Annotated in this window: 23 protein-coding genes and 1 riboswitch; of the genes, 9 read left to right on the forward strand and 14 right to left on the reverse strand. The window is 41.1% G+C overall.

Translation table 11 applies throughout. From position 1 onward, the window contains the following. Positions 1 to 30 precede the first annotated feature (30 nt). The 7 genes from KHA99_RS14880 to KHA99_RS14910 form a co-directional block, all read right to left on the reverse strand. Positions 31 to 1050: a LacI family DNA-binding transcriptional regulator gene (locus KHA99_RS14880; RefSeq protein WP_213118264.1), complete on the reverse strand. Its 1020-nt coding sequence runs from the start codon at positions 1048 to 1050 to the stop codon at positions 31 to 33. Between the two features lie 51 nt (positions 1051 to 1101). Continuing rightward, positions 1102 to 1914 carry a carbohydrate ABC transporter permease gene (locus KHA99_RS14885; protein ID WP_213118265.1) on the reverse strand — a complete coding sequence of 271 codons (813 nt, stop codon included), beginning with the start codon at positions 1912 to 1914 and terminating at the stop codon, positions 1102 to 1104. Then, positions 1914 to 2774, reverse strand: a complete 861-nt coding sequence (locus tag KHA99_RS14890) for a carbohydrate ABC transporter permease (RefSeq protein ID WP_213118881.1) — start codon at positions 2772 to 2774, stop codon at positions 1914 to 1916. Before KHA99_RS14890 ends, KHA99_RS14885 begins: the two co-directional genes overlap by 1 nt. A 184-nt stretch (positions 2775 to 2958) precedes the next feature. Continuing rightward, on the reverse strand, positions 2959 to 4263 hold the full coding sequence (locus KHA99_RS14895) for an ABC transporter substrate-binding protein (RefSeq protein WP_213118266.1): 1305 nt from the start codon (positions 4261 to 4263) through the stop codon (positions 2959 to 2961). Between the two features lie 455 nt (positions 4264 to 4718). Further along, positions 4719 to 6386 (reverse strand): glycoside hydrolase family 13 protein, encoded by a 1668-nt coding sequence (locus tag KHA99_RS14900; protein ID WP_213118267.1) that lies wholly within the window; start codon positions 6384 to 6386, stop codon positions 4719 to 4721. Positions 6387 to 6721: 335 nt separating this feature from the next. Beyond that, positions 6722 to 6868 (reverse strand): hypothetical protein, encoded by a 147-nt coding sequence (locus tag KHA99_RS14905; RefSeq protein WP_213118268.1) that lies wholly within the window; start codon positions 6866 to 6868, stop codon positions 6722 to 6724. Positions 6869 to 6977: 109 nt separating this feature from the next. Beyond that, entirely contained in the window at positions 6978 to 7370 is a 393-nt protein-coding gene (locus KHA99_RS14910) for a globin domain-containing protein (RefSeq protein ID WP_213118269.1), read from the reverse strand. Positions 7371 to 7591: 221 nt separating this feature from the next. Between KHA99_RS14910 and KHA99_RS14915 the strand changes: the two genes are divergently transcribed. Continuing rightward, positions 7592 to 7942 (forward strand): DMT family transporter, encoded by a 351-nt coding sequence (locus KHA99_RS14915; RefSeq protein ID WP_213118270.1) that lies wholly within the window; start codon positions 7592 to 7594, stop codon positions 7940 to 7942. Between the two features lies 1 nt (position 7943). Further along, on the forward strand, positions 7944 to 8258 hold the full coding sequence (locus KHA99_RS14920; RefSeq protein ID WP_213118271.1) for a DMT family transporter: 315 nt from the start codon (positions 7944 to 7946) through the stop codon (positions 8256 to 8258). A gap of 220 nt (positions 8259 to 8478) precedes the next feature. On the opposite strand, the gene KHA99_RS14925 is transcribed toward KHA99_RS14920, so the two are convergent. From KHA99_RS14925 to KHA99_RS14945, 5 genes are all read right to left on the reverse strand, one after another. Then, on the reverse strand, positions 8479 to 9921 hold the full coding sequence (locus KHA99_RS14925; protein ID WP_213118272.1) for a glycoside hydrolase family 1 protein: 1443 nt from the start codon (positions 9919 to 9921) through the stop codon (positions 8479 to 8481). Positions 9922 to 10058: 137 nt separating this feature from the next. After that, a complete protein-coding gene (locus KHA99_RS14930) occupies positions 10059 to 11471 on the reverse strand; it encodes a glycoside hydrolase family 1 protein (protein WP_213118273.1) in 1413 nt (470 codons plus the stop codon). A gap of 100 nt (positions 11472 to 11571) precedes the next feature. Then, positions 11572 to 13452 (reverse strand): beta-glucoside-specific PTS transporter subunit IIABC, encoded by a 1881-nt coding sequence (locus tag KHA99_RS14935; RefSeq protein ID WP_213118274.1) that lies wholly within the window; start codon positions 13450 to 13452, stop codon positions 11572 to 11574. Positions 13453 to 13809: 357 nt separating this feature from the next. After that, on the reverse strand, positions 13810 to 14643 hold the full coding sequence (gene licT, locus KHA99_RS14940) for a BglG family transcription antiterminator LicT (protein ID WP_213118275.1): 834 nt from the start codon (positions 14641 to 14643) through the stop codon (positions 13810 to 13812). Between the two features lie 217 nt (positions 14644 to 14860). Next, complete coding sequence (locus KHA99_RS14945; protein ID WP_213118276.1) at positions 14861 to 15049, reverse strand: DUF4177 domain-containing protein; 189 nt, start codon at positions 15047 to 15049, stop codon at positions 14861 to 14863. A 102-nt stretch (positions 15050 to 15151) separates the two neighbouring features. After that, positions 15152 to 15196: riboswitch (PreQ1 riboswitch) on the forward strand. 24 nt (positions 15197 to 15220) lie between these two features. Between KHA99_RS14945 and KHA99_RS14950 the strand changes: the two genes are divergently transcribed. Together KHA99_RS14950 and KHA99_RS14955 are read left to right on the forward strand one after the other, a co-directional pair. Next, entirely contained in the window at positions 15221 to 15748 is a 528-nt protein-coding gene (locus KHA99_RS14950; RefSeq protein WP_213118882.1) for a QueT transporter family protein, read from the forward strand. Between the two features lie 119 nt (positions 15749 to 15867). Further along, on the forward strand, positions 15868 to 16392 hold the full coding sequence (locus tag KHA99_RS14955) for a DinB family protein (protein WP_213118277.1): 525 nt from the start codon (positions 15868 to 15870) through the stop codon (positions 16390 to 16392). A gap of 56 nt (positions 16393 to 16448) precedes the next feature. Here KHA99_RS14955 and KHA99_RS14960 read toward each other — a convergent pair whose 3' ends face one another. Then, the gene (locus KHA99_RS14960) at positions 16449 to 17327 is read right to left on the reverse strand and encodes a LysR family transcriptional regulator (protein ID WP_213118278.1); all 879 of its coding nucleotides are present in this window, start codon (positions 17325 to 17327) and stop codon (positions 16449 to 16451) included. A 107-nt stretch (positions 17328 to 17434) separates the two neighbouring features. Here KHA99_RS14960 and KHA99_RS14965 point away from each other — a divergent pair, with 107 nt between their 5' ends. The 3 genes from KHA99_RS14965 to KHA99_RS14975 all read left to right on the forward strand — a co-directional run bounded on the left by KHA99_RS14965 (position 17435) and on the right by KHA99_RS14975 (position 20228). Beyond that, positions 17435 to 18523 (forward strand): citrate synthase/methylcitrate synthase, encoded by a 1089-nt coding sequence (locus KHA99_RS14965; protein WP_213118279.1) that lies wholly within the window; start codon positions 17435 to 17437, stop codon positions 18521 to 18523. A 210-nt stretch (positions 18524 to 18733) separates the two neighbouring features. Then, entirely contained in the window at positions 18734 to 19165 is a 432-nt protein-coding gene (locus KHA99_RS14970) for a VOC family protein (protein ID WP_213118280.1), read from the forward strand. Positions 19166 to 19355: 190 nt separating this feature from the next. Further along, positions 19356 to 20228, forward strand: a complete 873-nt coding sequence (locus tag KHA99_RS14975) for an SDR family oxidoreductase (protein WP_213118281.1) — start codon at positions 19356 to 19358, stop codon at positions 20226 to 20228. A gap of 97 nt (positions 20229 to 20325) precedes the next feature. Here KHA99_RS14975 and KHA99_RS14980 read toward each other — a convergent pair whose 3' ends face one another. Next, the gene (locus KHA99_RS14980; RefSeq protein ID WP_284037262.1) at positions 20326 to 20928 is read right to left on the reverse strand and encodes an exonuclease domain-containing protein; all 603 of its coding nucleotides are present in this window, start codon (positions 20926 to 20928) and stop codon (positions 20326 to 20328) included. A gap of 177 nt (positions 20929 to 21105) precedes the next feature. Here KHA99_RS14980 and KHA99_RS14985 point away from each other — a divergent pair, with 177 nt between their 5' ends. Beyond that, positions 21106 to 22212: an ABC transporter ATP-binding protein gene (locus KHA99_RS14985; protein ID WP_213118282.1), complete on the forward strand. Its 1107-nt coding sequence runs from the start codon at positions 21106 to 21108 to the stop codon at positions 22210 to 22212. Further along, on the forward strand, positions 22205 to 23008 hold the full coding sequence (locus KHA99_RS14990) for an ABC transporter permease (RefSeq protein WP_213118283.1): 804 nt from the start codon (positions 22205 to 22207) through the stop codon (positions 23006 to 23008). The genes KHA99_RS14985 and KHA99_RS14990 overlap by 8 nt, the downstream gene beginning before the upstream one ends.

Genomic DNA, 23008 nt, shown 5'->3' on the forward strand with positions numbered 1-23008 from the left:
ACTTTCTATTTGTTAGTCCATTGTTAGTACTTACCTTTTTGGGGCGCATGATTTTCGTTCAATCAGCTTCGTCGGGATCGTAATTCGTTTTGGCAGGGTGTCAAGATGCTCAATTTTTTCAATTAAACATTGCGTTGCCACCTGGCCTAGTTGAAAGGTACCGATATCCACTGATGTTAATGGAGGCTTCGAATGCTCCGATAATGAAAGGTTATTAAAGCTGACAATCGAAATATCCTCTGGAACTCTAATGTTCAAAGCATCCAAGTGGCTGATGATTTCATACGCCATTAAATCGTCCTGGGTGACAAATGCAGTTGGCGGCACTTCCAAATTGATCAAAGATTGGATGGCATCCCGTCCATTATCATTAACAAAGCTTTCATGAACCAAATAAGCTTCATTTACGGGAAGACCCGCTTCTGTTAAAGCCATCCGATAACCGTTTAAACGGTCATGGGCGACAACAAATTCCAAATTCCCGCCCACGAAGGCAATATTTTTATGACCAAGGTCAATCAAATATTTTGTCACCTGGTTGGTAATAAAAATATTATCGTTGTCAACATACGTAATTCTTTCTTCATATGTGCTTGGCCGGCCTACTACGGTAAATGGGAAGTCTATTTCCGCAAGGTACTGCATGGTGCGGTCATTGACCCGTGAATATAACATGACAATCCCATCGACACGTCTCCCATTTACCATCGACAGCACTTCCTCGTGAATCTCCTCCTCCGTTGAACCCGTGGAAAGGTAAATCCCGTATCTGCTGTCATGGGCATTCATACTGATTCCTCGTAAGACTTCAGGGAAGAACGGGTTGCGGAAAGCATGATAGGCTGAGTTCGGCATAATGACACCGATCGTTTGAGTGCTTTTGGCGGCCAGACTTCTTGCTTGTAAATTAGGATAGTATCCTAAATCCTCCATGACCTCTTTCACACGCCTCTTAGTCTTCTCACTGATTCTCGGATTGTTGGCAATCACCCGAGAAACCGTTGAGGGCGCCACATTAGCTGCCTTTGCTACATCCTTAATCGTTACCACATTGCTTCCCCCTAAGCCAATAAAGTTTGCTTCTATTATATAGTAAATTTGTTATTTAACTGCACCTTCGGAAATCCCTTTAATAATTTCACGCTGGGCAAAGAAATAAGCGATGATGACTGGAATAATCGCAATGGTAAGTCCAGCAAGGGCCAGATGCCACTGCTTCGTATACTCTCCAAAGAAGAAGAACATCTTGAGCGGAATCGTCTCCATTCCTTCTTGGTTAATAACCAGGGACGGCAATAGGTAGTCATTCCAAATCCAGATCGTATTTAAAATCGCAACGGTGACCGTAATCGGTTTTAACATCGGGAAGATGATATGCCAAAAGATTTGGAATCGGTTTGCCCCGTCAATGGTTGCCGCTTCATCCAAAGATTTTGGAATCCCATTTAATGTACCATGATATAAGAAGATCGATAAACTTGCGCCAAATCCGAGGTACATAAAGATAATGCCGGCGCTGTTCAACATTTCTAATTTACCAAATATCGTAACCAACGGAATCATCACCGATTGGAACGGAATTAGCATTGCTGCAACAAACAGGAAGAATATAAAACTACTGATTTTGCTTTTATTCCGCGATAAAGCATAAGCTGCCATCGATGAAAAAACAATGATAACAAGTACGCTGACCACGGTAATCAACACGGAATTCATGAAAGTTTGAAGAAAATTCAACTCTGTAAAGGCTTCGATATAGTTATCGAAGTTAAAGCCTGCCGGAAGCTTTAGTGTATCCTCAAACATTTCACGCTTTGTTTTAAAGGAGTTCACAATCATTAAGTAAAAGGGAGACAGCCATATTATTCCTAAAATAATACCTAGGATTTCAATGGGCCATTTATGTTTCCTCATTACATTTCAACCTCCCTTTTCTTATTGATATATACCTGCGTCAAAGAAATGACCGCCACAATCACAAAGAAAATAACTGCTTTGGCCTGTGCATATGCCATTTCACTTTCAGTAAAGGCCGTCTTAAAAATTTCCATTGCCACCATTTGCGTGGAGTTATACGGCCCCCCGCCTGTCAACGACAGGTTCTGGTCGTAAAGTTTAAATGTATTGGACAAAGTAAGGAACATGCTGACCGTAAAAGCTGGAGCAACCAATGGGAAAATGATATAGCGAAGACGCTGGAACGGACTTGCACCATCAATTTCTGCTGCCTCAATCAACTCACCAGGGACGCCTTCTAAATAGGCAATGTAGATGACCATAATGTATCCGGACATTTGCCAGCTCATCAAAATGACAAGTCCCCAGAATCCTGTTTGTGTAGTAGAAAGCCATCCTTCTAAACTTTGTATTCCAAACACTGAACCAATTCCGGCGAAAACTTTAATAAAAATAAACTGCCAGATAAAACCAAGAATCAACCCGCCAATTAAGTTTGGCATAAAGAAAATCGTTCTTAAGAACTTATTGGATTTAATTTTTGAAGTCACAATAAGGGCCAAAGATAAGCCAAAAAAGTTAATCAGAATAATGGAAACCACGGAAAATTTCACGGTAAACCACATGGAATCTAAAAATTCCTTATCATCCAAAATGGCTAAATAATTTTTAAGGCCGACAAAACTACCGACTTCAATTCCATTCCAGTTAGTAAAGGAATAATAAATACCAAATACCAGCGGGATGATCACAACCATGGATAAGGCTAAAAGAACCGGGGCCAAAAATAGCCAATAGGATAAATCCCGAGTACGCATCATGGTAAAAAACCTCCAAGCAATAATCTAGAGTCTCTCGTTTATGATGAGAGAAAAGGGGCTGATTGATAAGGTGAAGCTTCCTTACGAACCAGCCGCTTGCCTCTCTTAATAATAATGGGTCCTTTTTATTGAAAGGACCCATTATAAATTTGTATTAGGCCAACGCATTTGCCTTCATTGATTATTTATTTCTGGATTTCTCCCAGGCTGCTTGAGTAGTTTTCACAACATCTTCCCACTTAGCTTCTTTGCTCAAGTATTTCTGGATTTGCACTCCAAGCTCGTTCTGTCCCCAGCCAGTTGGGTAGCCCATGAAGGTCCAGCCGATAGTTTTGCCATCTTGAGCATATTGATAAATTTCTTTTGAAAGCGGGTCACTGATTTTTGATGCATCAAAGCCATCATAAGCAGGGATAAATTTAAAGTCGTTGATAACGGCTTCTTTACCTTCGTCAGAAGTATATAGCCAGTCTAAGAATTTCTTTGCTTCAGTAACAGTTGCTTTGTCCTTGTTGCTGTTTACGCCCCAGTACATTGGAATCCCTACAGGAATTGCATCTTCTTTATAGCCTTCAACAGGGATTGGCAGGATGCCGATGCCCTTTTGGGCAAATTCTTTGTCAATGCCTTCGATGGAGCCATATACCCAGTTACCTTGCTGGATCAACGCTACTTTTTGCAGTGAGAACAATTCTTCAACCTGCTTAGAGTAATCTAAGCTTACAGTTGGCTGAACAGAATAGTCGTTTTGCAGATCAAGCACTTTCTTGAATGCATCGCCATATTTGAAATCAACCTTCTTAGCGTTATAAGCGTTTAATACGTTGTTATCAAATTCCGGAGCAAGGAAGGCATTGGATAAGTGCAGTCCAGTTACCCATGTTTCCTTACCAGGAAGCGCGAATACTGCTTCAAGACCAAGATCTTTTTTCTTTGAGTCTAGAGTTTTAACTGCCTTTTCAAGGTCGGCATAGCTCTTGATAGATTTTGCATCAATGCCGGCTTTTTCAAAAACAGCCTTGTTGTAAATCAAACCATAACCTTCTTGGTTGTATGGCAATCCAAGAATTTTACCGTCCTTGCTTACCCCATCAAGAGTACCTTTTAGAGCAGCTTTTGATGCTTCTGTATCAGAAAGGTCAGCCAGTTTCTTTTGCCAATCTTCTACGTCCTGCGGACCGCCGATATTATAGATCGCTGGTTCTTTGCCGGAAGCAAATTTGGATTTTAGGGCCGCACCGTAATCTTCACCGCCGCCAACAGTCGTGATGTTGATTTTTACACCCTTGTGTTCTTGCTCATATTTCTTAGCAACTGTTTCAAATTGCTTTTTAAATTCAACCTTAAATTGGAAAACATCAATTGTCACATTGCCTTTTGAACTTTCGTTGGAAGAGCCCTTATCAGCGTTTCCACAGCCAGTTAAAAGAAGGCTTAGCGATAAAATCCCTGCACCTATGCCGGAAAATAACTTTTTCTTGTTCATCATTTACCCCCATGCTTTGCATAATAATTTTTGGTACACCATCTTTTGCGCAGCTACCATATTGACAGAGATGTAGGTAGTATTGACAGATACGACTTCTAATACTCTATTAAAGATTTGCGAAATCGTTTGCACAATTCCGTATAGTAAAAAATCTAACTATTTTGTTAAAGGAAAGTAGAAATTGTCTTCTATCAAAATACTATTTTGTGAAACCGTTTGCGCAAAAGTGCAAAAAAACATAATAAATCTAGCAGGCAACAATTCAATTTAACTGCGTTAACAGCCTTTGTCTATTTAGACCCCCTATCTCATTATGTAACAATTAGTGAAAACGTTTGCACTAATCGGTAGATTCATAGTAACACTTCTGGGCTAAATGTGCAAACATTTTTTTGCAGAGCCTGGATCCGCACTCTTTAATCAGGATAGTTCGGGTTCAGGCCCCTAGTTAATTAGCGTGTTAAAACGACTGCTTCAAATGGTCGGAGTTTTTCTATGCTTGAACTTGGGTAATTTGAAAGAATGGCGTTGTAATCAGAAATTCTAGTCAAAAGTTCATTATCCATATCCACGTCCTTATCCCCAAAATTGCAAATAACGATCAGGCTTTCTTCTTGCCATTTACGCTTATAAGCAAACAATTGAGGGTGGTCTTGAAGCAGCAACTGAAAATCACCTTCGACAATGATGTCCAGTTCCTTTCTTAAGGCGATCAATTTTTGATAAAAATAAAAAATAGAATTCTTATCTTCCAGAGCACTCTTCACATTTACTTCATGGTACCTCGGGTTCACTTTAATCCAAGGGGTTCCTGTGGTGAAACCTGCATGTTCCTCATCATCCCATTGCATCGGGGTTCGGGCATTGTCCCTTCCCTTTGCATAAATCGAGGCCATGATTTCCTCATGGGAATATCCTTGAGATTTTCGTTCTTTGTACATATTAATCGTTTCAATATCGCGATATTCGTCGAGCGCGCTAAATTTAACATTGGTCATGCCGATTTCTTCACCTTGGTAAATATACGGTGTTCCCTGCATGAAATGCAGGCAGGCTGCGAGCATTGTTGCAGATTCCACTCGGTACTCTTCGTCATTGCCAAAGCGTGAGACAATCCGAGGCTGATCGTGATTGTTCCAGTACAAGCTATTCCAGCCCTTGTTATGTAAAGCTGTTTGCCATTTAGCCAAGTTCTCTTTTAAATCGAGAAGATATAAAGGCTTTAGATTCCATTTTCCGCCAGGTGCGCTGTCAAGGTCCATATGCTCAAACGTAAAAATCATGTTCACTTCATGGCGTTCCGGATTTGTATAAAGAATGGCATCCTCCGGAGTGGTTCCAGGCATTTCCCCGACTGTGATGGTTGGGTACTGGGACAAAACTTCTTTATTCATTTCTTGTAAAAACTCATGTATTCTAGGGCCATTCATAAAATTAGGTGCACCGTCACCAAATAATTGCCCGCTATGCTGCTCTCCGTCCGGCAGCCCTGGAGCTTTGGAAATCATATTGATGACATCCATCCGGAAGCCGTCAACCCCCTTTTCCAGCCAAAATTTCATCATCTGATAAATCTCTTGGCGAACCTTTGGGTTTTCCCAATTCAGGTCGGGCTGTTTTTTCGAAAAAATGTGCAAATAATATTCATTCGTCGCCTCATCGTATTCCCAGGCCGGGCCGCTAAAAAAGGAACCCCAGTTATTCGGTGCTTTTCCGTCCTTGCCTTCCCGCCAAATATAGTAATCACGATAAGGATTGTCCTTAGATTGTTTCGATTGGACAAACCACTCATGTTCATCAGAAGTATGATTGACGACTAAGTCCATCATTAACTTCATATCCCGCTTATGAATTTCTTCAAGAAGCTGGTCAAAATCAGCCATAGTTCCAAATTCGTTCATGATTTCCTGATAGTTACGGATATCATAGCCGTTATCATCGTTTGGCGAATCATAGATCGGACTCAGCCAGATGATATCGACACCTAATAATTTTAGATAATCCAGTTTTTCAATAATCCCCGGAAGGTCCCCAATTCCATCCCCGTTCGAATCATGGAAGCTGCGCGGATAGATTTGATAAACGACGCTTTTTTTCCACCATTGGTCAGTTGTATTCATTTTTACTGCTCCTTCCCTTCAATAACACCTACATCATAACACAACGGCCACATTTTGAAAGGGCTGCCAAAATAAATGAAAACTCGCCGATTGGCGAGTCCGATAGGACGAAGACAGAGGCGTAGTTGAATTTATGCGTGAAGAAAGTATAAAGCTTTCGACAGAAAGTTTATACTTTCTTATTAGCTAAATGAAAACTCGCCGATTGGCGAGTCCGATAGGACGGTTCATGAGGCGTAGTTGAATTTATGCGTTAGGAAAGTATAAATTTGTGAAAGTTTATACTTTCCTATTAGCTAAAATAAAAGCAACCCGAAATGGTTGCTTTTACCCTGTTAATCCTGTTGCTCCGTTGATTTTTGTTCCGCAGTACTGCCTTTCATTGTTTCAGCAATTTTTTCGTTCATTTCTATTTGCTCATTATCTAATTTGGTATCCCAAATACTATATGGAATTGAATTGGGTGCGTTTTTCTTTGACATTTTTTCATACACCTCCAATTCATATCATTTCTTTTTAAAAATTAAAATATGCAGCAATGACGGTTGGGCATCAAAAAAGATCCTCAATTTTGGCTGAGGATCTTTTGCATTATTCACGGTCTGGGCTATTCACCATAATGCCGGCCACTTGTGTTAAGCGTTCATAGAATGCCTTTCCTGCCGGATTCTGGTCAAGGCCGATTTCTCGAAATGCTTCTTTCATGCAGCGAAGCCAGCATTTCGCCCGTTTTGGTGTCACTTCGAACGGGAGATGGCGGTGTTGCATTGCAGGTGGGCCAAATTCCTGGCTGTAGAGTGCCGGACCGCCTGTAAATTGCGGCAGGAACATTTTCTGCTTCCGTTTGATTTCTTCCATATCGCCTTCAAATAATGGAGCTAAATCAGGATCGGCATAGACGCGCGGATAGAAAGCTTCCACCAGCCTATCAATCGTCTCCTGGCCGCCGATTTCCGAATAAAGTGTTTTTAGTTGGTATTCCATACTTCTTCACCATCCTCTGCAAAGTTTTCCCTGTTTTAATCATTATACTGATTTACCTGATGGTGTTTCGTGATTTATATCACACTTTCCAAAGATTACACAATTTCCCATAGTGTTTAATTCAGGTTGAAACAATTTTTTTTGCGCTTGTGATATCCTAATATACTATAGGGTAAAGCTGGCTTGTTAAAATGGCTTGCCAGCATCATGAGGTGAGATAATTGAAAAAAGCTTGGTTATTTGTAGCTTTAACTTGTTTATTTGAATTAATGTGGGTATATGGATTTAATGTTGCTGAAACCTGGTGGCAGTGGGCCATCGTGATCGCGATTATCTTTACGGATTTTCACTTTCTGCCTGAAGCCTGCAAAGGGCTGCCAACCGGAACGGTTTATGCTGTTTTTTCAGGAGTTGGCACGATCGGCACCGTCTTGATGGATGTGTTCCTTTTTGGGGAAGGGTTCAATAGCGGCAAGCTTTTGTTTATTGCCATTATTGTATTAGGGGTCATCGGTTTAAATCTGGCAGACAACAAACACAGCAAAAAAGAAACGGCAAAGGAGGCTGCCTAGCATGGGCTGGTTATTTGTCCTATTGGCAAGTGTTAGTGAGATTATCGGGGCGGCAGGGCTGAAATTATACAGCCAAGGGAAAACCTTGAGAAATGGCGCACTCTATATTGGCGGTTTCAGTGCCTCCTTTGGCTTTTTATATACCTCTTTTCAATATTTGCAGGTCAGCATCGCTTATGCGGTTTGGATTGGGATTGGTACAGCTGGGGCGGTTTTGATAAATATGTTTTTGTTCGATGAATCGAAAAACATCGGGAGGTTTGTCAGTGTCGGTTTGATAATTGCGGGGGTTATCGGGCTTCGTTCGGTATCGTAATGCGGCTTGATACATGCATTTTTACATAGCGGAAAAATTTATCTGCGAATTTTTTGAAGTTATCTGCGGATTTTCATTTTATCTGCGAATTTCTGATTTTATCTGCGGATTTTTCAATATATCTGCGGATTTTCAATTATATCTGCGAATCCAAAAATAACGCCACTGCTACATACAAATAGAAAAATCGGTACCTAATAAGATACCGATTTTTTTATTGTTATAATTGCTCCCCATTGGTAGCAATGACATTTTTATACCAATAGAAGGACTTTTTTGGTTTGCGCTCTAATGTACCGCTGCCATCATCTTGTTTGTCCACGTAGATAAATCCATAACGCTTGGACATTTCGCCAGTAGACATACTGACTAAATCAATACAGCCCCAGCTCGTATAGCCCATTAGCTCAACACCATCTGCAATAGCCTCTTCCATAGCTTTGATATGTTCACGGAGGTAATCAATCCGATGATCATCGTTGATGGTACCGTCTTCCTCTACTTGGTCATATGCCCCTAACCCATTTTCCACCACAAAAAGCGGCACCTGATACCTGCCGTATAGCTTGTTTAAGCTGATCCGCAAACCGACAGGGTCGATTTCCCAGCCCCAATCACTTGCTTTCAGGAATGGGTTTTTCACTCCCCCAACAATATTGCCATTTGCCTTTTCCTCTTCGGCCTTAACTTTTTTATCTGTACGAGACATGTAATAGCTTAGGCCGATATAATCTACCGTTCCTTCTTTGATTAATTCCAAGTCCCCATCCTGAATCTCAAGTTCAACACTATGCTCTTTAAAGAAGCGCTGAATGAACGTTGGGTACACGCCGCGCACATGAACATCCGCGCAAAAGTAATTGAACAGTTCCTCTTCTTTTAAGGCATATAGGACGTTTTCCGGATTACTATCGTACGAATAAACAGGTGCAAACAGGATCATGCAGCCAATCTGTGCATCTGGAATGATTTGCTTACAGGTTTTTACGGCCATCGCACTGGCCACAAATTGATGGTGAAAAGCCTGGAAGGTCTGCTGGTATCGGACTTCTTCGTTTTGGGGTGAGAAGCCCATACTCATGATTGGCATCTTCAAGGCACCATTAATTTCATTAAAGGTCATCCAATACTTCACTTTATCCTTATAACGGTTAAAAATCGATGTAGCATATCTTTCAAAGAAAGTAACCACCTGACGGCTTCTCCAGCCGCCATATTCTTTCACCAAATGCAGCGGCATTTCATAGTGAGAGATGGTCACAACGGGCTCTATTCCGTACTTATGTAATTCATCAAAGACCCGGTCATAAAAAGCCAGACCTTCTTCATTCGGCTCTAACTCATCACCATTGGGAAAAATTCTTGTCCAAGCAATCGACATCCGAAATACTTTGAAGCCCATTTCCGCAAACAAGGCAATATCTTCCTTATAACGATGATAAAAATCAATCGCTTCATGGTTCGGGTACCTATATTTCTCATTGTCAATTTCAAAGTTAAAGCCAGGCGACATCAATATTTTAAGTCGCTCTTTCCCGCCCGGTAAAACATCTGAGATATTCAAACCTTTATTGCCTTCGCGAAATCCACCTTCTATTTGATTGGCAGCGGTTGCCCCGCCCCATAGAAATCCTTCGGGGAATCCATGTTGGTTATGTTCCATTCAAAAATCATCCTTTTCTTTAAATATCAATTATGTACTTTCTTTATTATTCTTTTTTTTGCCTGAAAGATGTCTATCAGAGGAAAATATAAGCAAAGGGCTGACACAAAGTTTCCACGTCAGCCCTATTAGTTTGATTACAATTTCTCTCCGTTGCTTGCAATGACTTCCTTATACCAATAGAAGCTTTGTTTTGGGATCCGGCGCAATTCTTTTAAGTCAAATTCCTCGCGATCCACAAAAATAAAGCCGTAGCGTTTCTTCGCACCCTGGTGTGTGGAAATCAAGTCAATCGCTGACCAAGGGCAGTAGCCAAACACCTCTACGCCATCCGTAATCGCGAGCTGCATTTGTTCAAGGTGCTTTTTCAAATAATCAATCCGGTACGGGTCACGAACGGTGCCGTCTTCTTCTACCTTATCAAAGGCACCAAGTCCGTTTTCGGTAATGATGATTGGCAACTGGTAGCGGTCATATACTTCACGAAGCGTTGTGCGGAAGCCAATCGGGTCAATTTCCCAGCCGAATTCGTTTTTCGGCAGATTCGGGTTGTTGTGCCCCTTATAAACACCTGCTTCACCAATGACAATTTCTTGGTCGCCAGTGTTATTTTTATCATTACCTTCCCCATTGCTTGCTTCTACCGTTTTAGATGTGTAATAGTTGAACGCAATAAAGTCAGGCTTAGCATTTTTTAAGATTTCCATATCACCTTCGACAATGGTTGGAACATAGCCCTTTTCTTCTAAGAAGCTCCAAGCTGTCTTATTGTAACGTCCATATACGGCTGCATCTAAGTACAGCCAGTTGCGGATCGAATTGAAGCTTTGCGCTGCCAAAATATCTTCCGGCTTCGAACTGGCAGGGTAAATATAGGAAATATTGGGAGCGGGTCCAATTAATGCTTGCGGCAGCATCTGGTGACAAACGTCCATAGCTTTTGCTTGCGCTACTAACATATGATGGTTCTGCTGATAAAGCTCACGGTCCGGGTCTTCTAAGTTTGGGTCCAGTGTGCCTAGCGCCTTCCCATGCATAATCATCATATTTTGTTCGTTAATCGTCAGCCAATATTTAACACGGTCACCATAGTTATCAAACAGCACTTTGGCATACTTCACAAAGGCATCAATCGTTTCACGATTCGACCAGCCTCCGCGAGCTTGAAGCGCATATGGCAAATCAAAGTGATACATCGTTACAATAGGCTCAATCTTATTTTCAATAAGCTCGTTAATTAAATTGTTGTAGAATTCAAGACCTTTTGGATTCACTTCACCTGTTCCGTTAGGGATAATTCGTGTCCAGGCGATGGAAAAGCGATAAGCTTTAAAACCCATCTCTGCCATTAATCTAACATCCTCTTGATAAAGGTGATAATGGTCGCTTGCTACCTTATAATCCGTCGTACGCTCTGGGTATTTCTCACGCATATCAATGACAGACGGACCTTTACCGTCCTCATTCCATGCTCCTTCTACTTGGTATGCAGAGGTCGAAGCCCCCCAAAAAAAATCCTTCGGAAATGGTTTTAGCTGTGTGTGTTTCATGATTTATTCCTCTCCTTCAAAAAAATATATGGTTTTAGCTATAGCCAAAACCATATATCTTATTAAGTTTTTAATCTATGAAGCAGTAAGTAGTGACTACCTACGCAATACTTTCTTTTGTATGGATATCCAGGATTAAGATTGGTTCCTTTTCGCCAATATCCCCTTGTCTTGCTGCTGTTACTTCTGTATAGATACTGGAGTTCGTAACAATCACAGGTGTTGTTACCTCGTAGCCAGCTTGTTTGATTTTTTCAATATCGAATTCTACTAATAAATCGCCAACTGAAACTTTATCGCCTTGTTTAACATGTGAGGTGAAGTATTTTCCATCCAATTGGACAGTATCGATCCCAACATGAATTAAGATTTCTGCACCTTGCTCGGAAACAAGGCCGATCGCATGCTTCGTCTTAAAAGCAACTGTTACAACTCCATTTACAGGCGATACAACTCGGCCAACAGATGGTTCAATCGCAATTCCTTTTCCCATCGATTCTGAAGCAAATACTGGGTCAGATACATCAGATAAGTTAACTACTTTACCTGTAATAGGACTGGCAATTTGTTCACTGCTAGCTGCTTTGCCTGTTTCTGGAGCAGTTATTTCTTCTTCAACTGGATCTTCAAAACCTAATACATAAGTAAGACCTGCAGATACTAAGAATGCCACTACAATACCGATAATTAGACCGGTGAACCCTTGGCCGCCTGGTCCGTAGAAGATTGGTAAAGTCAATAATCCAGGAGCACCAGAAGCAAATGCGTTCGTTCCAGCGTAACCAATGATTCCTCCACCGATTGCCGCACCAATGATTCCAGCAATGAATGGTTTTTTAAGCGGTAATGTTACGCCGTAAATTCCTGGTTCTGTAATACCAAAAAGACCTGTGATCGCAGCCGAACCTGCTAATGTTTTTAACTTTTTATTTTTCGTTTTTAACATAACCCCGACCATTGCACCAGTTTGAGCAAATACAGAAGCGGTTGCGGCCGGCTTTACACCGTCTTTTCCGTGAACGGCAATATTGTTAATGAATACTGGCACCAAGCCCCAGTGAATACCGAACATGACGAGTAACTGCCAGCTTGCCCCCATGATGGCGCCAGCTAAAATTGGGTTGAATGCGAATGCGGCGACCATCGCTTTTGCTACGGCATTACCTGCATTTACACCGATTGGACCAAATACCAACAATGTTAATGGAAGCATAATCACTAATAACAATAACGGAGTAACGAAGTTTTTAACGCTTTCGTGAATCTTTTTATTAAAGTAAATATCAAGCTTGCTCATGACGAAGATCGAAAGAATGATTGGAACAACCGTTGATGAGTAGCTCATCATGGTAACAGGAATGCTAAAGAAATGGATTCCGCCCTCAGGTGGAGTCGCTTTAAGCGCCACAATGGACGGATAGAGCAGCGCACCTGCAATGGTTACGGCGACAAAGATATTTCCGCCAAACTTACGTGCGGTTGTGATGGCTAACAATACTGGCAGGAAGTAGAACATCGCATCTGCAGCCGCGTATAAAATCGTATAAGTCGTATCAGTATTGACCAGCCAGCCGAAATTCACAGCAATTAACAATAACCCTTTAAGGATACCGGCCCCTGCCATTAAACCAAGGAGCGGTGCAAAAATACTGGAAACGACATCTACCGCTTTCCCCAAGAAATTTCCTTTTTCTCCACTATCTTTAGCGGCAGCATGTTTTGAATCTTTTGTGATGTTTGAGATTTTTCCGATTTCCGCATACACTTCCGGAACATTGTTTCCTACAACCACTTGGAACTGTCCGCCGCTTTCTTTAACAGTAATGACCCCATCGGTTTTTTCTAACTTCGCTTTATTGGCTTTTGATTTATCCTTTAATCCGAAACGCAGTCTCGTTGCACAGTGAACAAGTGAATTTACATTCTCTTCTCCGCCAACTAGCTGAAGAATTTCTTTAGCTAATCTTTCGTTTTTCGACATCTTTATCACCTCTAGTATTTTGGTAAAAAAAATACCTAAGCCATTAAGAAGCCGGAGACATAGCGTCCCTGAAACATTCTTTATGACTTAGGTTTTGCCTGCATGACCAGTAACAATCCTGTTTTTATATTTACTTTTTGATTTTACTTTTGCTGTGTTTCCTGTCCGGACCAGGATGGCACACCTTTAAGAAAATAAAAAAAACCTAAACTGCACGCCATAAACATAAGTATGGTTTGCAATTTAGGTTTTGCCTGCATAATCAGTAACAATCCTAATAAATTAATATTAATTTGTATTCACATAATAGCATTCGCTTTCATTAGGTGTCAACGCTTTCTTACCATAAAAAATTTACTAGTTTCGATTCACGACACGATGTATATGAATGGCAAGGTAGCCCATTTCTTCCTTTGTGATCTCATGCTGATGCGCTTTTTTAATATAATCTTTAATCTTTTGCGCACAAGCAAATGCTTCTTTATGTTTTTCCTTTACCAGGTTATAAAGAAAATCATCCTCGCTGTGTAAATGCGAACCGCTGAAAAGACGTTGCGCAAAAAATTTAAGATGGGTAAGGAACCGGAAATAATTTAAGGATTCCTCATCAAGTTCAATCTTGAAATGATACTTGACGATGTTTAAAATATCCTGAATGAGTTTGGTTATGTTGACAAGGTTTGGCATCTCATCGTTTAATTCCGCATTCACGATATGCATCGCAATAAAGCCCGCTTCATCCTCTGGAAGCGTAATACCAAGCTTGTTTTGAATCATTTTTAACGCTTCCCGACCAATGGAGAATTCGTCTTGATAAATCTTTTTAATCTCCCAAAGGAGCGCATTCGAGATATTGATTCCTTTTTGATGCCTTTCAATCGCAAAATGAATATGGTCGGTTAAGGAGACATAGATGCTGTCATTTAGCTTCTTCCCTAGTTTTACTTTCGCATAGTTGATGATTTCTTCGGAAACAGCCATATATTCTAATGGAATCTCATACAATAGCGTTTTAAACTTTTCGGAAACATCCTTGTTTTCGAGTCTAAAAACCTTTTCGATTTTACTCTCATCCACTACGTCACCCGGCCGTTTTTGAAACGCGATTCCTCTTCCCATAATGACCAATTCTTTATTTTGCTCGTCAATGACGCTGATTACATTGTTATTGATTACCTTTGCGATTTTCATATAAATCACCTATTTGTGGAATATTTGTGATAAAAAGGGAAATAAAAAAACCTAAAACTAATGCAATAAAAACATTAGTCATAGGTTTTGCCTGATTAGCCAGTAACAATCCTAAAAATTTGAAGTTATTTGGTTAGATTCTATCATTCTTTTAATTTTGGCGCAATTCTTATCGTGGGTCTTTGATGGATAATGTTCAGTTATTATTAGTATTTCTTTAATCTACTTTTCTTTCAAATATGGCTTCATAATAAGCTGCAGACCCATATGCCGCAATTCCCGGCGCAAAAATCTGGACCAGTCTCCAGCCGTTTTTGGCATTTTGTTGAATGATTTCATGGTAATCTTCCTTAGGTTTTCCGCTTAACTTGCTTAATTCAATTCTTTCAAATTTATATTCGTACATGGTTCCCCTCCGACATTATGTTTTGTATATTCTTATTATCCCAAAAACTGTAATTGACTGCCAATTTTTTATGTATTAATATAATAGTTTGTTAGTATATTACTTTAAGTGGTTCGAGAGCCTCCCACTTTAAAAAACTAAGGAGAAGTGAATATGGAAAAAACAACAAACATGCTGGACGCCCAGTACACCACGGGCACATCGAGCAGCAAGGTACGGGAAATTGTTGTAAACGGTATTGTCGCTGCTTTGTACATCGCGGTTTCGGCGCTAATTCAGCCATTTGGGTTTACACAGGTTCAATTCCGCGTTTCAGAGATGTTCAACCATCTCGTCGTTTTCAACAAGAAGTATCTATACGGGATTATTTTAGGGGTATTTTTAACGAATTTATTCTTCTCACCAATGAAGGCGTATGACCTTATTTTCGGTGTGGGGCAGTCATTGATTGCTTTAGCCATTACGATTTTATGCGCGCGGTTTATTAAAGGAATCTGGGCACGGATGATTGTGAATACGTTGGTGTTCACCTTTACGATGTTCCTCATTGCGATTGAACTGCATTTGGCGTTCGATCTGCCATTCCTGTTTACATGGTTAACAACGGCAGTTGGGGAATTCGTTGTGATGGCTGTCGGCATGCCAGTCATGTATTTCATTAACAAGCGCGTTCATTTTGATAAAATGTTTAAATTTTAAGAGCTGTTGCCTTTAGGGGACTACCCAAGGCGGCAGCTCTTTTTTTATGGTATTTAATTGAAAAAAATTCTAAAATGAAGATAGTTATTTTTTCAGAATCTTTGAAAGGGGTTTTTCGAATGTTGCAGCGTCCTAATAACAATGAGTTTCCAGATTATTATGTACCGTATGTTCAGTTAGTTCCAGAAGGAGATTTATTGCAGATTCTTAAGGAAAGTCTTGAAAAAGTGGTTACTCTTTTCGAAGGGATTTCAGAGGAAGATGCGCAATTCCGCTATGAACCTGGTAAATGGAGGATCAAAGAAGTACTTGGCCATATGGCAGATACCGAGAGGATCATGAGCTACCGCCTGCTTCGAGTTGGCCGCGGCGACAAAACTCCATTGGCAGGGTTTAACGAAAATGATTATGTGGCTGGAGCACAAATGGGCGAGTTGCCGCTGCAATCTATTCTTTCTGACTTCATTGCAGTCAGAAAAGCATCAATCACTCTGGTCGAGAACATGCCGGAGTCAGCCTGGACAAATGTCGGCAACGCCAATGGCATGGAGGTCACCGCCCGTGCCATCGCCTACATCATCGCCGGCCATGCAATCCACCACCGCAGCATCGTGACAGAACGATACTTATCTAAATTGAAATAACGAGCGGCGCCTGACACCAATCGTGGACAGTGTCTGCCTCAGGCGGACACTGTTTTTTAAATCCGATAGTTTGAGATAAACTCGAGAAATTCTTTTTGTTTGGAGTGGTCGTATTTCATGATTGCGTAAGTGTTGGCTTCGGGCAGGTGGATGGTTTGGCAGTCTACTTCTATAAGCCTCCCTTCTAGCAGTTCCCTTCTGACCGTTGATGTCGGAAGGAAAGAGACACCCAGCCCTTCAACGATGAATCTTTTTGTAATGTGTACCTGTGATACTTTCATCATTTTTACTTTTGGATATTTGGTTTTTACTGCATGACAAAGACCATCCCAGTAACCTGGGTGATTATGGGTTAACAAATAGTTCGATGTTAAAACCTCTTCTTCGTCTAACGGAGGTGCTGTTTCGGAATCTCTCCCATCATGAGGCGCTACCAGCATAACATTATCTTTATATAAGAGTTCACTAATTAATTGAGGGTGAAGACTATTTAAACATGACAGCCCGATATCAACTTCTTCCCTTAATACCGCATCTTCGATACCAACGGATTCGATAATTTTAACCGAAATCTCTACCTCAGGATGCTTGTTTGTATAGCTTTTTAAGACATATGGCAGGATGGTATCCGCGATCAAAGGCGAAATGGCAATAGAAAATTTGGTCGAGTATCCTTGACTAAAAGAGTGAATGTCCTCGAGCCCCCCTTGATAAACCTCTAACAATCTCTTTGCATGAACTAAATATCTTCTCCCCGCTTCGGTCAGTTTTACTTTTTTCCCTTCCCGATCAAATAACTGAATTCCAAGTTCTTGTTCTAATTGTTTTATATGAACGGTAACAGAAGGCTGTGAAATATAAAGGATTTCCGCCGTTCTGCGGAAATTCCCACAATCAGCAGCCGTAATAAATGTGTTGAGCCATTGGAATTCCATATTCTCCTCCTTATTAAAAATATTAATCATTTCATTTAAAATTATTTAATTTCATTAATCGAACTCATTATATACACTATTAGTAAATAAAGGAAGGAGAGATTTTTATGATCCAAAAGGGTTTAAAAGGAATTGTCGCTGCCGAAACATTAATCAGTCATATTGATGGTGAAAAGGGAGAGCTTATTTACCGGGGATATGAAATTGGGAAGCTTACTAATCGATACTCTTTTGAAGAAGTTGCCTACTTGCTCTGGCATGGCTATTTACCTGATGAAGTACAGTTACGAGCTTTGAAAAATGAGTTAATGAGCAACCGTGATCTACCGGAAAATATGAAAAAATTAATCGACCTGCTCCCTTCTGGTATGGATCTAATGAGTGTGATGAGAACAGCCATTTCAGCTGAAGGCGGGAATTTCAATTATGGCTGGAAGCCGACTGTGTCACAGGCTATTCGTATCACCGCCCTCGCCCCGACAATCATTGCTTACCGGAAAAGACAGCTGGAGAGTAAAGAATTTGTTCCACCGTTGAATGAATTGGATCATGTGGCAAATTACCTTTATATGCTTAATGGTTCGGTCCCATTAGATGCCCATGTAGAGGTACTCGAAACCTATATGATTTTAACTCTTGAACATGGCATGAATGCCTCAACCTTTTCAGCAAGGGTTACGGCATCTACTGAATCTGATTTAGTATCAGCCGTTTCATCAGCTATTGGAACGATGAAAGGACCGCTTCATGGCGGCGCCCCTTCAGGAGTAATTGAACTTTTGGATGAGATTGCGGCGGTTGGAGATGCTGAAAAGGTGATGCGTGATAAAATATCGAAGGGTGAAAGATTAATGGGATTTGGGCATCGGGTGTACAAAACCCACGACCCGCGTGCCATTGCCTTAAAGGCCAAATTATGGGAGCTAGTTGGTCAAGATGCATGGCTTGATCTTGCTATGGACGCAGAAAAAACCGCAGTAAGGGTGTTAGAGGAGTTAAAACCCGGCCGCTCCCTTTATACAAATGTAGAATTCTATGCCGCAGCTATCATGAAAGCCATTAACATGGAGGCAGACCTTTTCACACCAACCTTCACCGCTAGCAGAATCGTTGGCTGGACAGCCCACATCCTGGAACAATCAGAAAACAACACCATCTACCGGCCGCAATCCAAATACATTGGAACACTCAAATAAACCATAACACACTAATTATGGCTGTTTTCCCTTTCTCGCAGGCGGCATCACTTTTTTAAAAATAATTGACGAACGTTTGTTCCGTGTCTTATAATGAAATTATTGGTTAATAATAGAAATTGTGTTGTTTTCAATGGCTATTGGCCAATGGAGGCCTCATTACTAAAATGTTAACTAATAAATTTTGATGGATTCGAGGAGTGAATGTTCATGTCAGTAAAATTAATTCCCTATTTCGTGATGAACGGTACAGCTAAGGAAGCGATCCAGTTCTATCAACAGGCATTGGATGCACAGGTTTTATTCTCTCAAAGTTTTGGTGAAATGCCTGAAAACCCGGAATACCCTCTTCCTGCTGAAGCCAAGGATTTGGTAAGTCATGCGACCATTAAAATTGGTGAGTCAGAAGTTATGTTTTCCGACACCTTCCCTGGACAGGAGCATCATAGTGGAAATCAAGTGACGATTTGTATTTCAACCAATGATGCAGACCAAGCAAGAAAAATGTTTGAGGGACTTTCCCAAGGCGGTCAAGTTGGATTGCCTTTACAGGAAACTTTCTTTAGCCCTGCCTATGGCCAAGTAACAGATAAATTCGGCATAACCTTCCAAATTTTCACAGAAGGAAAACCACACCAATAATATCCTTTCTTAAAACAAAATGGCTCTGTTCGCAGCAATGGAACAGAGCCTTTATTTGTTTGTTTGATTTTCAATATCTTCAATGAAGCCCCAATCAACAACCCTATTACATTCGTTCCCTTTTCCCATCATAAATTTTCCTCATTTTTCTAAAACTAACGAGAGATGAAAATTAATGGAGGGTTAGAAAATGAGCAGCAATAAAAGCAAAAAAAAGCAGACGTTTCCGCCACAGCATCAGAACCATCAGCCGGGAACTGAGAGTGAAATGAACCCAAAGCCGATTTCCATTGATTCCAACTATAAGCCAGCCGGAAAATTATCCGGAAAAACTGCGATTATTACTGGCGGTGACAGCGGAATTGGAAAATCAGTTGCGATTTATTTTGCTAAAGAGGGTGCAGATGTAGCAATTGTATACCTAGAAGAACATCAGGATGCTGAGGAAACCAAAGGAATCATAGAAGCTGAAGGACGAAGATGCCTTCTCTTTTCTGGCGATATTGGCAATGAGGACTATTGCAAAGAGGTTGTGAAGAAAACAATTGATGAGTTCGGGAGATTGGATATTTTGGTTAACAACGCGGCGGAGCAGCACCCGCAGCCAAGTATTTTAAATATCACTTCAGCACAGCTGGAAAAAACATTCAGGACCAATATTTTCTCCTATTTTTATATGACGAAAATGGCTCTTCCTTTTTTAAAGAAAGGGGCATCAATCATAAATACGGCTTCCATAACAGCCTACCATGGAAATGAACAATTGCTCGATTACTCGGCCACAAAAGGAGCGATAGTCACCTATACTCGTTCGTTGTCCCTTTCATTAGCGAAGCAGGGAATCCGAGTAAACGGGGTTGCCCCTGGTCCAATCTGGACTCCGCTCATTCCATCGACCTTTACGGCAGACCAGGTCGCCACTTTCGGATCAGATACTCCAATGGGACGTGCGGGACAGCCTTATGAACTGGCGGCAAGCTATGTTTTCTTAGCCTCAGAGGATTCGTCTTATATGAGTGGACAAATGATTCATGTTAATGGAGGGACGATTATTAATGGGTAGAAAAAACGCACCGGATTACCGATGCGTTTTTTCTAAAGCTCTGGCGCCTGACCGTTACACTTGATTTTTTTATAGTTTGGGCGCCAATAGGATACAACTACCCCATCTTCGCTCTTGATGCAGCCGGCTGATACTTTCTCATCGGTCCGAATTCAAGAACTTCTTGAAGATATAGATTGCCTTTTGGACTTGTCCGCTTAAGCAGTTCCATTAGGTATGTAATATCATCCATCGCTCTATGTGTTTGATAGTTTGTGATTTCATGGGCTTCCAAAAGGGTAAGCAGCTTACCATTTGGAAAGCCGTACTGTTTCCAAGGCACATTCCTCATTGTGCAAAACCACTGCAAGTCATTCACTTCCGGATACATGTGGTAAAGGAAACTGCGGTCAAAGGAAGCATTATGTGCAAAAACAGAATCAGCACGATGAAAATATGTTTTAATCTTCACATCATAAAAGCTCTTTCCCTGAACCATGTCAAATGGGATGCCATGAACCCGGAATGCCCTGTCATAGTTCCGGCGAGCCGAACCTGAAAGGGGTTCTCTTAAAAAGGAATCTTCCTCCAAAACCTCGATTATTTCACCGGTTTCGGTTGAATAGGAAAATAACTTTAGAGCCAGTTCAATAACCTCATCCGTTGTTGGCCCTAAACCTGTCGTTTCTACATCCAGCACCAATCCTAATTGTTTTTGCACAGCAATCTCATCCTTTTAATCAAATATTGATTTCATTATAACAAAGGCTTGACCATTAACGCACATCAAAAAGCATCCAACTTCTTCCACACAGACATAAAATCAAACTAACATTGAATTTTTACCCATTAACGGTATAATTGTTCCCAAAACCTACTTTCTAAGGGGGTGTCTACCATGACAAATACTTCCATTATCCAATTCAAAAATGTAACAAAGCAATATGATCAGGATCCGCCTGTACTTGATGATGTAAGTTTCGAGATTGAGCAGGGGAAATTTTATACACTTCTTGGCCCATCCGGCTGCGGTAAAACAACCATATTAAGATTAATAGCTGGATTTATTGAGCCAAGCAAAGGTGAGATCTATTTTAAAGAAAAAAAAATCAATAATATTCCTGCCAATAAACGGCAGGTTAATACCGTATTTCAGGATTATGCTCTGTTCCCTCATTTAAATGTGTTTGAAAATGTGGCATTTGGTCTGCGCATCAAGAAACTAAAAAAGGAGGTAATCCAAGCCAAAGTAAAGGAAGCGCTGAGCTTTGTCAATCTCAGCGGGTTCGAAAACCGGGAGATACGTGAGATGTCCGGGGGACAAAAGCAGCGTGTTGCCATCGCTCGGGCGATTGTTAACGAACCGGAAGTCATCTTGCTTGATGAGCCTCTTTCTGCCCTCGATTTAAAGCTGCGCACCGAAATGCAATATGAGCTCCGCGAACTGCAGCAGCGATTGGGGATTACGTTTATATTTGTCACCCACGACCAGGAAGAAGCACTGGCCATGTCCGATGAAATCTTTGTTCTTAACAAAGGGAAAATTCAACAAAGCGGAACGCCGACAGATATTTATGATGAACCGGTTAATCGCTTTGTTGCCGACTTTATCGGGGAGTCTAATATTGTAACCGGAAAAATGATTAGAGATTATCTGGTAGAATTCGGGGGCACTGAATTTGACTGTGTCGACAAGGGCTTTCGTGAGGGAGAGCAGGTGGAAATAGTCATTCGGCCTGAGGACCTTGAGATTACGACCGTCGAGCGAGGCAAACTGAAGGTCCTAGTCGATTCCCAGCTGTTCCGCGGCGTTCATTATGAGATTAGCTGCTATGATAAAGACAAGAATGAGTGGCTTGTCCATTCGACGAAAAAGGCGATGGTCGGAGCTGAAATTGGACTCCATTTTGACCCGGAAGCCATTCATATCATGAAGCCGGGCGAAACGGAGGAAGAGTTCGACAGGCGCTTGGAAACTTATACGGGTGGGAACCGCCATGGATAGGAAGCTGACCGGCAATTTATTTAAAATCCCTTATTATCTTTGGATTATTCTGTTTGTCGTTGGTCCTATTTTGTTAGTCCTTTACTATTCATTTTTTGATATTGAAGGTCATTTTTCACTCACGAACTATCAGAAATTTTTTACGCCCGTCTATTTAAAAATGACCTTTAGTTCATTTTGGTATGCATTTTTAATTACGGCCATTACACTGTTGATTTCGTATCCGGTCGCTTACCTTTTGACGAAAACAAAGCACAAGCAATTGTGGCTGCTGTTAATCATTGTGCCGTCCTGGATCAACCTTTTATTAAAAGCTTATGCCTTTCTTGGCATTTTTGGGACATACGGTGCGGCCAACAGCTTTTTAAAAATCATCGGGATTGGCCAGAAGCAAATTTTATTTACCGACTTCAGCTTTGTGTTTGTATCGGTTTATATCTTTATTCCTTTTATGATATTGCCCATTTTTAACGCTCTAGACGAATTGAACCCTGCCTTGATTGATGCTGCCAATGACTTGGGAGCCTCAAAGTGGACAACCTTTCGAAGGGTTATTTTCCCATTAACGATTGACGGGGTGAAATCCGGCTGTCAGGTGACGTTTATACCGGCACTTTCCCTGTTTATGCTGACCAGATTAATCGCAGGGAATCGTGTCATCACACTTGGCACAGCCATTGAGCAGCACTTTCTGGTCACCCAGGACTGGGGGATGGGCTCAACAATCGCAGTCTTTTTAATCATTGCTATGTTTTTGATTATGGTTATGACCAATACTCGAAAGCGAGGTGTGTAA

The organism is Neobacillus rhizophilus (assembly GCF_018343535.1).
GTDB classification, from domain to species: Bacteria; Bacillota; Bacilli; order Bacillales; family Cytobacillaceae; genus Neobacillus; species Neobacillus rhizophilus.